Source organism: Nesterenkonia populi (assembly GCF_007994735.1).
Classification (GTDB): Bacteria; Actinomycetota; Actinomycetes; order Actinomycetales; family Micrococcaceae; genus Nesterenkonia; species Nesterenkonia populi.
The window spans coordinates 1,648,811-1,662,818 of sequence record NZ_VOIL01000001.1 but is presented as its reverse complement, the minus strand read 5'-3'; the positions used below and the strand labels follow the sequence as shown (position 1 = coordinate 1,662,818).

General features: G+C 62.6%; 14 protein-coding genes and 1 tRNA gene. 9 read left to right on the top strand and 6 right to left on the bottom strand.

What is annotated here, in order from left to right; translation table 11 throughout:
- Window positions 1-44: 44 nt before the first annotated feature.
- Window positions 45-800: an ABC transporter ATP-binding protein gene (locus FWJ47_RS07645; protein ID WP_147106389.1), complete on the bottom strand. Its 756-nt coding sequence runs from the start codon at window positions 798-800 to the stop codon at window positions 45-47.
- Window positions 801-1,022: 222 nt separating this feature from the next.
- Here FWJ47_RS07645 and FWJ47_RS07640 point away from each other — a divergent pair, with 222 nt between their 5' ends.
- The 7 genes from FWJ47_RS07640 (at window position 1,023) to FWJ47_RS07610 (ending at window position 8,657) form a co-directional block, all read left to right on the top strand.
- Entirely contained in the window at window positions 1,023-1,892 is an 870-nt protein-coding gene (locus tag FWJ47_RS07640; protein ID WP_147106385.1) for an AraC family transcriptional regulator, read from the top strand.
- 448 nt (window positions 1,893-2,340) lie between these two features.
- Entirely contained in the window at window positions 2,341-3,558 is a 1,218-nt protein-coding gene (locus FWJ47_RS07635) for an IS30 family transposase (protein WP_425466006.1), read from the top strand.
- 72 nt (window positions 3,559-3,630) lie between these two features.
- Window positions 3,631-4,896, top strand: a complete 1,266-nt coding sequence (locus FWJ47_RS07630) for a hypothetical protein (RefSeq protein ID WP_147106379.1) — start codon at window positions 3,631-3,633, stop codon at window positions 4,894-4,896.
- A gap of 739 nt (window positions 4,897-5,635) precedes the next feature.
- Window positions 5,636-6,358: a hypothetical protein gene (locus tag FWJ47_RS07625; protein ID WP_147106373.1), complete on the top strand. Its 723-nt coding sequence runs from the start codon at window positions 5,636-5,638 to the stop codon at window positions 6,356-6,358.
- 277 nt (window positions 6,359-6,635) lie between these two features.
- A complete protein-coding gene (locus tag FWJ47_RS07620) occupies window positions 6,636-7,649 on the top strand; it encodes a nucleotidyltransferase family protein (RefSeq protein WP_147106370.1) in 1,014 nt (337 codons plus the stop codon).
- Window position 7,650: 1 nt separating this feature from the next.
- The gene (locus tag FWJ47_RS12475; protein WP_484213810.1) at window positions 7,651-8,115 is read left to right on the top strand and encodes a type II CBASS E2 protein; all 465 of its coding nucleotides are present in this window, start codon (window positions 7,651-7,653) and stop codon (window positions 8,113-8,115) included.
- Window positions 8,112-8,657: a hypothetical protein gene (locus tag FWJ47_RS07610; RefSeq protein WP_147106364.1), complete on the top strand. Its 546-nt coding sequence runs from the start codon at window positions 8,112-8,114 to the stop codon at window positions 8,655-8,657. The genes FWJ47_RS12475 and FWJ47_RS07610 overlap by 4 nt, the downstream gene beginning before the upstream one ends.
- 211 nt (window positions 8,658-8,868) lie before the next feature.
- Here the strand turns inward: FWJ47_RS07610 and FWJ47_RS07605 are convergent.
- The 3 genes from FWJ47_RS07605 to FWJ47_RS07595 all read right to left on the bottom strand — a co-directional run bounded on the left by FWJ47_RS07605 (window position 8,869) and on the right by FWJ47_RS07595 (window position 10,781).
- A tRNA-His gene (locus tag FWJ47_RS07605) sits at window positions 8,869-8,941 on the bottom strand.
- Window positions 8,942-9,053: 112 nt separating this feature from the next.
- Window positions 9,054-9,584 (bottom strand): oligoribonuclease, encoded by a 531-nt coding sequence (gene orn, locus FWJ47_RS07600; protein WP_147109145.1) that lies wholly within the window; start codon window positions 9,582-9,584, stop codon window positions 9,054-9,056.
- A gap of 147 nt (window positions 9,585-9,731) precedes the next feature.
- The gene (locus FWJ47_RS07595; protein ID WP_147106360.1) at window positions 9,732-10,781 is read right to left on the bottom strand and encodes an NAD(P)-dependent alcohol dehydrogenase; all 1,050 of its coding nucleotides are present in this window, start codon (window positions 10,779-10,781) and stop codon (window positions 9,732-9,734) included.
- A 231-nt stretch (window positions 10,782-11,012) separates the two neighbouring features.
- On the opposite strand from FWJ47_RS07595, the gene FWJ47_RS07590 reads away from it, so the two are divergent.
- Window positions 11,013-11,567, top strand: coding sequence for a GNAT family N-acetyltransferase (locus FWJ47_RS07590; RefSeq protein WP_147106357.1), 555 nt, complete (start codon window positions 11,013-11,015; stop codon window positions 11,565-11,567).
- Between the two features lie 278 nt (window positions 11,568-11,845).
- On the opposite strand, the gene FWJ47_RS07585 is transcribed toward FWJ47_RS07590, so the two are convergent.
- A complete protein-coding gene (locus FWJ47_RS07585; RefSeq protein ID WP_342779661.1) occupies window positions 11,846-12,223 on the bottom strand; it encodes a hypothetical protein in 378 nt (125 codons plus the stop codon).
- Between the two features lie 41 nt (window positions 12,224-12,264).
- On the bottom strand, window positions 12,265-12,876 hold the full coding sequence (locus FWJ47_RS07580) for a hypothetical protein (RefSeq protein ID WP_147106354.1): 612 nt from the start codon (window positions 12,874-12,876) through the stop codon (window positions 12,265-12,267).
- A 107-nt stretch (window positions 12,877-12,983) separates the two neighbouring features.
- Between FWJ47_RS07580 and FWJ47_RS07575 the strand changes: the two genes are divergently transcribed.
- Entirely contained in the window at window positions 12,984-13,958 is a 975-nt protein-coding gene (locus tag FWJ47_RS07575) for an MsnO8 family LLM class oxidoreductase (RefSeq protein ID WP_147106351.1), read from the top strand.
- Window positions 13,959-14,008: the final 50 nt, after the last annotated feature.

The window sequence follows — 14,008 nt, the reverse complement described above, 5'->3', positions numbered from 1 at the left end:
GAGTGACGGAGATTGGTGCGCGTGATGGCGTGGACGATGCCTGGTCACTCCCCTGCTTCGATCATTCGACCGGCCAGATCCTCGGCGTTGGGACCCTCCAGAGTGTCGATGATCTGCCCGTCATTGAGGATCACGGTCCGATCGGCCTCGGCAGCGGCACTGGCGTCGTGAGTGACCATCACCACCGTCTGGCCGAACTCGTCGACGGCGGCCCGCAGCAGGCCCAGCACCTCAGCACCGGTGCGGGTGTCCAGGTTGCCGGTGGGCTCGTCGGCGAAGATCACCGCGGGCCTGGACACCAACGCGCGGGCGACAGCGATGCGCTGCTGCTGACCGCCGGAGAGTTCGAAAGGCCGATGGTCCAGCCGCCCGGAGAGGCCAAGACGCTCGATCACTGTTTTGTAGTAATGCTGGTCCGGCTGCGGTGCGCCCAAGGAGCTGGGCAGCAGAATGTTCTCCCTGGCAGTCATGGCCGGGACCAGGTTGTAGGCCTGGAAAATGACGCCGATGTGTTGGCGACGCACCACCGTCAGGTCCCGCTCGGAAAGCCCGGTGAGCTCAATATTCTTCTCTTCGGCGGTGAGCACCACGCTGCCCGCCTCAACAGTGTCCAGACCTGCCAGCACATGCAGCAATGTGGACTTGCCCGAGCCGGAAGGCCCCATAATCGCGGTGTACCGCCCGGCGGGGATCTCCACGCTCAACTGGCGAAGGGGGCGGACCCTCGCCTCGCCCGAGCCGTAGGTTTTGGTCAGAGCATCGGCGCGGATCGCAGTCGGCGACGTGGTGGTCGTCTCCATACCATTCACGCTACACAGTCCACCGACACCACGAAAAACACCCCCGAGCCTGACGGCTCGACGACTGAGCCGCACGCATAGGCGTGTCTTGCGGGGTTGACGTCGATTCGTCTCCGTCCTCAGTGCGTGGAGTACTGCTTAACACGTACGACATTCGCGCGCATGGATCATCGGACCTGTCCTCTTGCGCTTCCGTAGTGTCGAAGTGGAAGGAAGGTGAGCATGGAGCGGCTGAACGAGGCGATGGCATCGGTGGAGCAGCAACTTGAGGGCGAGGTCGATGTGCGTCGCGCGAGCCAGATCGCGCTGATGTCCGAGCACCATTTCCGCCGGGTGTTCTCCACTCTGGCGGGCATGTCGCTCTCGGAGTACGTGCGGCGGCGTCGAATGACCCTCGCGGCCGCATCGGTCGCTTCCGGACAGGAAGCGTTGCAGGATCTGGCGATCCGGTTCGGATACAGGTCTGCAGATGCATTCTCACGCGCGTTCAAAACTGTCCATGGGGTCGGCCCCGAGGGCGCGCGTCGTCCGGGAGTCGTTCTCCGGTTGCAGCCGAGGCTCACCTTCACCATCACTATCGAAGGGAGTACGACCATGAAATACCGAATCATAGAGAAAGGTGCGTTCACGCTGGCGGGCCTGCGTACCCGCATCCCGCTCATCTATGAGGGGGTGAACCCGACCGCAGCAGAGTTCATCGAGAAGATCAGCGACGAGCAGTGGGCACGAATCGCTGACCTGTCGGACCAGGAGCCCGCGGGCGCGCTCAGCGTCCATGACGCGATCTCGCCGTCGCGTGAGGAAGGTACTGAGCTCGACTACTACATCGCGGCTGCGACGAGCGGGCCGGTTCCGGGCGACCTCGACCGACTCGATGTGCCTGCATTGACGTGGCTTGTCCTGGAGTCGAACGGGGCGTTCCCCGATGCACTGCAAGAGCTCTGGCCGAAGGCATTCGGAGAGTGGTTCCCCGCGAACCCGTACCAGAGCGTCACCGGCCCGGAGCTGGTCGTCACGGAGTTCGCCGATGATGAGCAGACACACGGGCGATATGAGCTTTGGATTCCCGTCGAAAAGACAACGGACTCCTGAACGCCAGCCTTGGTGCAACGTCCCCGGCGCGCGGCCCCACGCGCCGGGGACGTTGCCTGAGAGGCCACGTTCTGAGCATGAGTGACGGCTACCAGCTGTCCGATTCCGTTTGTGCGAGCACGATTGATCAGCGCATGAGCCGCCTCGGTATCGGTTTCATCAATGCAAAGCCGACTGATGCGTGGTCCGCTCCAACGAAAAACACCCCGGGCGGAATCTAGTGGTGGTTGCAACAGCCTGAATTTCAGGAGTTGCAATGGAACATACCGGAAAGTCCCGAAGGCAGGTGCGTCGGTATACCCCGGAGGATCGACTGGCATACAGGCAGCTGGTGGATCAGGGCATGACTGTACGGCAGGCCGCCCAGCAGCTGGGCTTTGCCGTATCGACCGCAGCGAAGTGGTTACATTGGGAAAGCGCAGAGGCCTCCTCGAAAACTCAAGTGCCGATGGGTCGACCCCCGTATCCAGGACGGGATCGGTACCATCAGCTTCGCCAGGCCGGGGCCAGTGTCACTGCTGCGGCCAAGGCAGTAGGTGTCAGCCGGGGAGCTGGCCATAAATGGGATAAACAGCTTCGGAGCCCTGGGTCCATCGCGTCGCTGCGGCGAGCACGTCGATCGACGGCATATAACCAGGACATGGACACCATCACCGTGATCAGCACAGATCACCAGATCTCTTCCCGATTCCTCTCTGTGCTGGAGCGAGAACGGATCAAAGATCTGCAGCAGTCTGGGGCCTCGTTGCGGAAAATCGGCGCAGAGTTGGGTCGGCCGGCTTCAACGATCAGCAGAGAGATCGCCCGTAACAGTGACCCGTATGGCCGGTATCTGCCTTATGGTGCTCAACGGCTGGCTGTGACCCGTAGGGCGCGCCCGAAACAGCCCAAACTCCTGGAGGTTTCCCCGCTGCGTGATTGGGTCCAGGAGAGGCTGGGGTTGCAGTGGTCACCAGCACAGATCAGTGCCACCCTGGTCAAAGAGTTCCCTGACCAGCTGGAGATGCGTGTGAGTCACGAGACGATCTACCAAGCGTTGTACCTGCAGGCCCGCGGCGGGCTGAAGAAGGAAGTCCAGACTGCCCTGCGTACCGGCAGAGCCCGCCGTAAGCCCCAAGGTCAGCAGCGCAAACCCCGCCAGTTGGGCCAGGAGATGATCATGATCAGTGATCGACCCGCCGAGATCGAGGAACGGGCAGTGCCTGGCCATTGGGAAGGCGACCTCATTATGGGTGCCGGGAACCGATCAGCGATCGCCACCCTGGTGGAGCGCAAGAGCCGGTTCCTGATGCTCTGTCACCTGCCCACAGATCACACTGCAGTCAGCGTCGCACAGGCACTGACCCAGCAGATGCTGACCCTGCCAGCCCATTTGCGTGGCTCCCTGACCTGGGTCCAAGGATCCGAGATGGCAGAACACCATAAGATCACCCTGGCCGCTGAACTGCCGATCTACTTCTGCGACCCGGCTAGCCCATGGCAGCGAGGTTCCAATGAGAACACCAACGGGCTGCTGCGTCAGTACTTCCCTAAGGGCAGTGACCTCGCAGTCCACGGACCCGAGGACCTCGAGCATGTCGCTCACCTACTCAATGGCAGGCCTCGTGAAACACTAGATTGGAACACCCCGGCGGAGAAGATGAAAGAACTCATCCTCACGTACTAATCACCCGCTGTTGCAACGACCGCTGGAATCCGCCCAGCATTAGTGGACTCATGAAGTGGAAAAATGACTGGTATGTCCTCCGCCGCCAGTCGTCTCCACATCGTCGTGATGTCGAGAGAAGAACTCGCGGAACAGGAAGAGCGTGACCGCAGCACGGTCAGTTTCGCGGTCGACCGGGAAACAGAAAGCCCTGGCTTCGGACGCATCGCTGTAATTGTTACGCAGGACGATCGAAGGAATCCGGCGATCTCGCATCTGGGCGTGGTGAAAGCCGGACCAGCGCGAACCAATCTCGACTCTACATGGGTCTTGAGCGCCGCACGGGCGATCGGTGTTCCTATCAAGCTGACCGACCTCAGCACGGACTTGGGGAGCGCGAGCGATGTCATACGGCGAGCAGCATCACGCAGGCGAGGTGGACCGTTGCCTGGTGCCGCTTCGACCAAACTCCGTGAGGCGATCCGTTCTCGGATCGAACCCGGAGAGTGGCCGTCCACCGGCGGCACCCCGGAGTGGATGCTGGCACGGGTTGAGGATGAGATTCGGCGGGATCACACCAACGCGGTTGGGACAGCCCTCATGTTCAGCGACATGGCACTCTCGTCGATGCGTAAGGCGCCGCTGCCAGGGGAGAGTCCACTAGTTGAACTGCAACTCCAGCCGACGGAAGCCAGCCTCATTGACAATGACCTTCGAAGCTTTCCCAACATGGGGGGAAAGCCTGTGCGGGAGGATCTCTACTCGTTCACTGATGGAGAGCAAAGGCTGGACGTTATGAACGTAAACGCTACGACGGTCGAGTCCGCTACGGGCGTGGATCTCGTCTACCTCAGCCGTAACTACGACTGCTTTGTACTAGTGCAGTACAAGCGTATGGAAACGAATGGAGGTACCCGCATCGCAGCTATAGATGCTCGACTTCCCGATCAGTTGAAGAGGATGGTGCGGTTCGACTCTTTCGGTCGGAAATTCGCCAGCACGACAGACCCCGCCGCGTTCCGTCTCGGTGCTGGGTCAACCTTCACAAAGTTCGCCTACCCTGTTGCTTCGCCTCTAAAGGAGAGCGATCTCACCCGAGGGCTGTATGTGCCGTCCGAACTGCTTAAACGTTTGCACGACGTTGGCCAACTTGTTGGGCCGCGGGGAGGAGCGGCTGTCACCCACAAGAACCTCGGGCGATGGTTAAGTAACGATCAGTTCGCCGATCTAGTCAAGAAGGGCTGGGTGGGAAGCAGCGGTGTCTCAGTCCAAGACGTGAAGAATTTCATTTCGGCTAGTCTCCGGGAAAGTCGAATCGCAGTTGTTGCTGCGCATGCATCAACCGCTAATGATAATTGACGCCTTCCTGCTGGCCTGGCAAGGAATACAAGATCAGTAACGCGGCGGGCTGCTACCTACTTTATACAGGCCCATATCCCACCCAAATGAAGTAGCCGCTCGTAGGCGATTTCGCTGAAGACGGTGTTTCGGTCTCGGTGATGTGTCGGGTGCTGAAGATCGCCCGCCAACCCCATCACCGAAGAGAAGCCGCTGAGGCTTGTTGACTCAACGCCCTGACCAGCGCCCACCGAGTCAACCCTGAATTCTGTATCGCTATCTGGCTGACGAAGCGAAAGTAGCCGGCTATCCCATGGGTGCTTGCACTATCTAGTAGCTGTGCCGCTATCAGCGTTGAGCTCGTGATGTTCGCCAGGTGCAAGAGCCGCAAAGGTATCCGTTCTGACCCGCCGGTCGATGATGTCCTGGTGAAGCCCTGCTTCAGCGAGGCGGAGGAACTCAAGGTCCTGTGACTGGACCCATAGGACCCAACATCACACCTGCCCTGCGCGCGGTTAGGGGTGCCGACTGAGACCCTGGCATTCACGGCGTCACAGAGAAATACCTCCGAGCCGCCTTCGACAACGCCACACGGAAGAACTTGCACGCCCTTTCTGGTCTGCGAATGCGGGGGAAGAAGGTTATACGGCGAAACTCAGGGCGGCGTCCTATACGTTCGCATAAAACAAACAACCGTTGTTATAGTTCCAACAACTACCTGATACACTGGGATGAAGATTGAGACCCTAAAGGAGAAGCCGTGGATACCGATGCCGCCGCTGAAATGCTCGTAGTTGCGAAACGGGAGCTTTCGGACGCTCGTGTACAGGTGGCTCATCTTGAACAAGTGGTTGATGGACTTACGGGTTTGCTTAACGCGGCGGGTGTCGACCTTGGTATCGAAAGTTCGCGACAAGAAACCCTGCACGGCTCCAATTCTCCACATGAGTTCATCGCTAACTTGCGTCCCCGTGACGCGGTGCTTCACGTCCTCAGTCGCCGCCCGGGCCTCGCGATGACGCCGCGCCGCATCTACGACTACCTCGTTCAACACGACATGGTAAACACCGAGATGAAATCGGGCGTCGCTGCATACGATATGGCCCTTCGCCGGCTCGCTGAAGAGGTAGACAACGGCGTCGAACGGGACGAGGAAACGGGCACCTACACGCTTCGCCGGGGCGTCAGCTCGACGAGCGCAGTCCGCAACCGACTAGCGCATGCAGCTGAGGTTCGTGATTACGGGCCCAACGATGTCGAGGGTGAGGACATGGCTGCCATGCGGGATCCTCAGGTCGGGGTGCGACTCGACCGCGAGAAGGTCGAGCGCATGACACGTGAACGCAAGAGGGCACGCAAATTCGCTGCCGAGCAGGAGCACGGGGCCGCTGTTCAGCACCGCGCGGTCAGGTCAAGTGATAGTTCCCGCCGTAGCAATGCACCTACGCAGAAATCAAGCAAAAATCGGAGGGACGAGATGTAACGCATCGACTCCGTAGTATTCCAGTGCGAAAGGAGCCATCAGCATATATCGAACGGGAGACAGGTTCATCACCGTCACTAACACAAAAACTCTGTCAGCGACCGCTGATAGATCACCGGCCCAACAGAGTCCCGTGCATTCTTGGTAGGAATTCACTCGACTCTAGTGCCAACGCCCGGCAAAGCTCAACTCGGGAGCTTGCGCCGATGCGATGGTGGGCCACGTTGCCGCACGACCACCGACCGCACTAGCGGTCGCGGCAGATTGGTTACCGAAAATGTCCGTACTCGACGACCTCCTCGACGAGGTCCGCGCCCAGATCGAAGCGAAACCGACAGCACTGGCAGAGGCCCGCACGCGCCTGCAGCTCGTGCGCGACTCTGCCTCTTCCTTCCATGGAGCTCTTCGCACTTACCCCAGCGGCTCCCTTGCCGTCCACACCATGAATGAGCCCGTCACCGACGGCGACGGCGGGATAGTCCTCAACCGCAACTACTACCCAGCCCTGGGCCCCGAAGGCAGGGGAGAAGCGCCAGGCGACGTAGTGGATGACCTTATCGACCACCTCCGCCCCCGCATCCGCAAAATCTACCCGAATGCGACCATGCACACCTCTAAGCGTGGCCCCAAGGTCTACTTCGGTCAGCCCGTCGGCGACGACGACCCCACTGTCGACCTGGTCGTGGCCATGAACCGGAAGCAGGGCGCCGGCATCTGGATCCCCAACCTCGAAAAGGGAACCTGGGAGCCCTCCGATCCTGAGAAGCACGCTGCACTGCTCAATGGCGACCTACCCGGTTTCCGTTCTACCCGCCGCAAGATCATTCGGCTGGCGAAGGCATGGAACAAGCAGTACACCACCCCGGGAACATCCTCGTTCGAGATCTCCGTCTGGGCCTACGAATTCGTCGAAAATGGCCAGGGAGTTGCGAAGGGTTTGTGGACTCTTTTCGACAAGGCTGCCGCTCGCCTAGAGGCCGGCGCTGCTACGAGGGACCCCGCTGGTGTGTCACCTAACCTGAAGCTGCTGATCGACGCAGAGCGCATGTCCAAGCGGCTGCGGAAGGCCGCCGATCAGATGGCGAAGGCTATCGCCTCCGACGACGAGGACGAGATCCGAGACGCGATGAGCATCGTGTTCCGTAATTACATCGATGCGCCCGCGACTTCGTCGCTCAAGGAGGCGGCGACGCTCCTGCGCACCAACCGCACTGTCACGGCGTCCGCCCTCGGTGTCGGAGTGGCCGCGACCACGGGAGCCGCATACCGCGCCTACGGCGGGCCTCGATGAGATGCGGGGCAACTGGCGACCTCCGCTCTGGTTCGACAAACCAGTCGGTCGAATCCTCTTTCTACGTGAACTCGCCGGCATCTCCGGCACTCGCCAAGTCAAGAGCAGCACCCACCCGGGCGGGTTCAGCGTATCGGTCACGCTGGCCCCCCTCGGGATCCCCACGCGGCAAGTCAGCATCACGTTCTCCCGGGGTGCACCGACCGTGCCAAAGGTGAACGTTGACGGCCCCTCAGATTCCCCTCATCGGTACTCGGACGGAACCCTTTGCATGTGGTATCCCGATGACCCACCCGAGCAAAGATGGACCCACGCCGATGGCGCGGCCGCTCTTGTCGCAAACATCGCCGCGCATCTGATCCGCGAAGAGTGGTATCGCTCGACCGGTGAATGGATCGGCCCGGAAGTCCGCCACGATGCGCGCGACCCAGAGAATGATCCCGATCCGCAAAAGAGTTCCGAATGAACATTGAAGCTATAACCCCATTCCTCGGGCCGGTCCTCGCGGTGATCCTGACCAGCGGCGTCGTCGCGGCCTTCGTAACCTTCATCCAGAACCGCTGGCTCGAAAACCACCGCAGCCAAGAAGCCGAACGAACCCGGCTACGCCAGTCGTTTGCCGAGGCATTCGCCTCCTACGCCGCCTACAAAGAGTTCCCCTACGCCATCCGGCGCCGACGCTATGACCAAGAGTCCGAAGAACGAGCACGCCTCTCGGCCGAGCTCAACGCGATCCAGAGCAAGCTGAGCTATTACCGAGCCTGGACCCAGTTTGAGAGCCCTGCGGTCGGGAAAGCGTATGCAGATCTTCTCTCGGAAATGCGCAAGATCGCTGGCGGTGCCATGCACAACGCATGGGAACAGCCACCCTCCCAGAACGACCAAGAAATGAATATCCCGAGTGAGAAGGTTGATCTCCGCCCCCTCAGCACCCACGAGGACAACTACATCGTTGCGGTCACCGCCAGGCTGGACGAGTTGACGCCGAGACGTCTGCGGCGGAAGTAGATGAGCTGCGAGGGCCATCGCTATCCGAGGAATAACGACTCCCGGGTGCCTTCTTTGACGAAGCTCAGCTGCGGGATACCGACTTGGCGGGGTTCTAGTGAGCAGTCGTGGCAGTCGATCACCGATATGCACCACTGTCGAATTGCGGGCTGACCAGGAAATATGCGAAAAACATTGCCCCCGACTCGAAAGCCGGGGGCAATGTTGCCTGGGTGAGTGACGGGGCTTGAACCCGCGACCCTCGCGACCACAACGCGATGCTCTACCAGCTGAGCTACACCCACCATGATGCTCTCTGAGGAATTCCCTCGAAAAGCAACCAATACATCATACAACTTGGAAGCCGATCCGGCACATCGGCGGGCTGTGGCCGATCTGCGAGGCCTGCTTAGCAGCTCAGGCCTGCCGGAACATGAACTGCCGATAGTACTTCAGCTCGTCGATGGAGTCCTTGATGTCACCCAGGGCCCGATGGTTGCCGGTCTTCTCCGGGCGGCCCCGGAACTGCTCGGGGTGCCAACGGCGACCGAGCTCCTTGATGGTGGAGACATCAATGATCCTATAGTGCAGGTGCTCCATCAGCTGCGGCATCCCCAGGCGCAGAAATGCTTTGTCCGCGTGGACGGAGTTGCCGGCCAGCGGCGCAGCGTTGGCCTCCGGCACCCACGCCTTCACGTACTTCAGCACCCGGTCCTCCGCCTCCTCGAGACTCAGGCCGTCCTCCAGCTCATCCAGCAGACCAGAGTCCGTGTGCATCCTCCGCACGAAGGACCCCATGGCATCCAGTGCACCGGGCTCAGGCTTGATGACCGCCTGGACGCCTTCGCCGAGGATGTTCAGCTCCGAGTCGGTGACCAGGGCGGCCACCTCAAGGAGCACATCCCTCTCGGGAACGAGGCCGGTCATCTCACAGTCGATCCAGACCATCCGCCCGGACCAGTCGCCTCCGGGGGTCTGGTCGCCTGCAGAGCTGGAGGAAGTGTTGTTCTCAGTCACGGGGAACACTCTAGTAAACGGCGCCGTGTCCCACCGCTCGGGCAGGGCACGGCGCCGTTCACGTGGCTGAACGCCTGCTCAGACAGCGGGCAGGGTGGAGGTGTCGATGACGTACCGGTAGCGGACCTTGGAGGACAGCACCTTCTCCCACGCCTCGTTGATCTGGGAGGCGTCGATGATCTCCACCTCCGGGGTGATGCCGTGCTGGGCGCAGAAGTCCAGCATCTCCTGAGTCTCAGCGATGCCGCCGATCAGAGAGCCGGCGACCTTCCGCCGGTTGGCGAAGAGGGCCATGGTTTCGATGCTCAGCGGCTGGTCCGCAACGCCCACGGTGACCAGCGCGCCGTCGAAGCGAAGCATCTGGAGGAAGGCGTTGAGGTCAACGCTGGCGGAGACAGTGTTGAGGATCAGGTCGAACTGTCCCTGCAGGTCCTCGAACGTTGCCGGATCGCTGGTGGCGCGGTAGTCAGCCGCACCGAAGCGCAGCCCGTCCTCCTTCTTGCTCAGGGTCTGGGAGAGCACAGTGACCTCCGCGCCCATGGCGTGAGCGATCTTCACAGCCATGTGGCCCAGGCCGCCCATGCCGACCACGGCGACCTTCTTGCCGGGGCCGACGTCCCAGTGCTTCAGCGGGGAGTAGGTGGTGATGCCGGCGCACAGCAGCGGAGCCGTCTCCTCAAAGGGAAGCGAGTCCGGGATGCTCAGCACAAAGTCCTCAGTGACGACGATGCCGCTGGCATAGCCGCCCTGGGTGACGCTGCCGTCCTGGTCCGGGGAGGCATAGGTGGCGACCATGCCCTTCTCACAGTGCTGCTCGAACCCGGCCCGGCAGGCCTCACATTCGCGGCAGGAGTTGACCATGCAGCCCACACCCACACGGTCGCCGACCTGGTGGCGGGTCACCTTCTCCCCCACCGCGGTGACCACACCGGCAATCTCGTGCCCCACGGTGAGCGGGTAGGGCACCGGCCCCCATTCGCCGCGGACGGTGTGGATGTCCGAGTGACAGATCCCAGCCCAGTGAATCTCAATCTGGACGTCGTACTCGCCCGGTTCGCGGCGCTCGACCGTACCTGGCGCCAAGGGTGCTTCAGCGGACTCTGCTACGTATGCGGAAACCAACGTCACGTATCTCTCCTTCGTCTGTGAACAGTTCAACGGAGAACAGCACATCGCGTCGCTGTGTTCCTGGGGCGGCTGGCCCGTACCCCGTTCATCATCCGCATTGACCCCGTTATGCCCAACACCTGAGCCGTCACGACCACTGCTGACCGGCCCCGTGCAGCCAGAGACTGTAGTGCCCGTCGCCGCCTTCCTCGGGCGACGCCTGCGCCTCAACTCGTGGGAGCATCAAAGGTGATGACACTGGATTTCCGTGTGACCGCGCACCATCACCTGACCGGCGAGGATCTCGACCGGCTGCGGGTGCTCTTCGACCGTGAATACTTTGCTGAATACGGTCCGTGGACCCCTGACGGCCCTTATGGGTACTCGCCTGCTGAGGTCCACGTCATGGCGTTTCAGGCCGGGGAGCTGCGGGGGCATGTGGGCTTCCAACCAAGGACCATCGCCGTCGGCGAGCAGGATGTGACCATTGCCGGGACCGGGGGCGTCCTGGTAGCCCCGGAGACGCGAGGCTCGGGTCTCGGGCGGCACATGTTGCACCGGGCCCAGGAAGCCATGCGACACACGCCAGGGGTTGAGTTCGGGTATCTCGGCTGCCGCCCCGCCGTGGTCCCGTTCTACGAGGCCGCAGGATGGCACCGCATCCACGCTCTCGAACGCCACCTTTCCCGCCTCGACCCGTCAACGGTCGTCGAGTCCGACACCGCCCCGATCCTCATCTGCGCTGCCGCACGCGCCATCGCGGAATGGCCTGACGGAGACATCGACCTCCGCGGCGGCACTTGGTAGCCGCAGAACGCAGGACAGTGGAGGGATCAGCTATGCCATTTGGAGGGCCGTTCGATGCCATGATCTTCGACTGTGACGGCGTGCTGAGCAGGCAAAGCCGCCGGTGGGTATGTCATCGGCCCAGCTTCAGCCGTGGACGCGGAAACCTTGACGGCCGCTGGCGCCGATGCTGTGGTTACTTCGCTGGAGGATGTCGCCGCCATGTTAGACCCCACTAGGATCCGCTTGTAGGGCGCATCAATGGCCAGCAGACCAATCGCCAGGTGTTTCATCGCAGCTCAGAAGACCAGGAGGTTCAGAGCCCACGAGCCCAGGGCCCCCAGCAATCCGGCCCAGATGTAGCTGGCCAGGGTGCCGATGATGAACCGTTCGGTGGCCTTCGCCCGATGCTCGGCTCTGGCCGCTCTCAGCTCCGGGTACCGACCCAGGCCCTTGACCGCAAGCACGATGGCAATCGCCTCAGGGTGCCCGGCCATCGCCGACCCCGTGATCGCAAGACGCTCCAGGACGCCGATCCAGGTGCCGCCGCGCAGCACCCCCGGCCCGGAGCCGGTCGGCTCCACCCACCGCAGCAGCCCGCCGACCACAGCGATGCCTACAAGGGCAGAAATCGCCAACGCACTCAGCGCGACTGCAGCAGTGATCAGAATCTCCACGTGACCATCATGGCTGAGCCCTATGACAAGCGCCACGGCGCTCAGCCGCTGCTTGCCGCTTCGCGGAGGAGCCGGGCAGCGACCGGCCGGACTCGCTGCTCCTCCTCGATGAGGGCGGCCCGGGCACGCTGGCCGACTGCCTGGGGGCTGATGCCCAGCCCCTCAGCGATCTGCTTCTGCAGCTTTCCCTGGGCCTGCCCATCGGCAACCTGCCACCCTTCTGCAGAGCGCCGCCGCAGGATCGCACCCACCAGCTGAGCCACGGCGGTGGCCTCACCGGCGGCCGACTCCGCAGCTCCTCTGATCACAAGGGGCACGGGCTCTGCTCTGCCTCGTGCGCGCTCCACCGCTTCCCGGGCATGGAAGAAAGCCTCGCCGCTGCTCTGCCTCGCACTGGGCCCCAACGGCTCCTCCACCGGACCGGCGCCGACTCCTACCGCCCACTCCTCAAGACGCATCAGCCGCAGGGCGAGGTCCAGTGCGGCGTCAGCGTCGTCCAGCAGAATCTGAACCTCGTCCCCCACCGTCCGCTCCATCGGCAGGACGATCGACTCCGCGTGCGCGCTGAACCAGGGACCAAGCTCCTCAAGCAGGCCCGAGACTTTATCTCCCGCCTGTCTGCTCCGATGCTGGTCAGCCGTCACTACAAACATAGATCAAGTCTAAAGGCTTGATGTATATCAATCAAGGCCTGAGGCTTGCAGAAGGGCAGCGCGTGAACTCTCGGAACATCTGGTGTGCTGGACAGGTTGCCCCAGACGTGAAGCTCTCTCTTCTTGACCGGTCCCGGACGCGGGTGGGCTATGCCGAGGGTGAGGCGCTGCACCATACCGTTGAGCGTGCCGTCCGCGCCGAAGAGCTCGGCTACCACCGGCTCTGGACCGCGGAGCATCATGCGGTGCCCGGCGTGGCCACCGGCGCCCCAGCTGTCCTGATGGCCGCGGCCGCGGCACGCACCTCACGCATCAGAATCGGCTCCGGAGGGGTCATGCTCCCCCACCATCAGCCCCTGGTGGTCGCCGAACAGTTCCTCATGCTCGAGGGGCTCCACCCGGGACGCATCGACCTGGGGCTCGGCCGGTCCCTGGGCTTCACTCCCCCAGTGCGGCGCGCCCTCCGCCAGGAGTCCAGTGAGCTCGCCGACTTCGAAGCCGACCTCCGAGAGCTCAGCGACTATCTGAGCGGCACCGCCGAGATCACTGCCCGGCCCGTCACCGAACAGGCTCCGCCCATGTTCCTGCTGGCCACCGGACAGGGCATCAGCACCGCAGCGACACTGGGCCTGCCCGTCATCGTCGGCGGGCCCGTCCTCCAGAAGCCCGAGCTGACAGAGATGCTCCGCGACTACCGCAGGAACTTCCGGCCCAGCCCACACGCCGAGAGCCCCCGGGTCACCGTCTCCCTGGACATCTATCTCGCCGACACCGCTGAAGAGGCCCAGGAGCTCGCCCTCCCGGAGATCTGGGCCATGGCCCGCTCCCGAGAGACCGGAGAGTTCGGTCCCCTCGAAGCACCCCAAGACATCCGCGCTCAGCAGTGGAGCCGCCGCACCGCAGAACGCATCGAGGAATCCGTGGAACGGACCCTCGCAGGGCCGGCGAGCGCCGTCGAGCCTCAGCTGGAGGAGCTTCTCGAGCGGACCGGCGCGGCGGAGGTCATGGCCTCCGCCTCCACCTATGACATCCAGGCGCTCGCCGAGATGGATGCGGCCCTGGCCGAGCTTCTTCTGGGGTGAGCGCCGCCGCAGAGCGCCTGCGCACTCGGCCCGCCCCTGACGGGGACCGG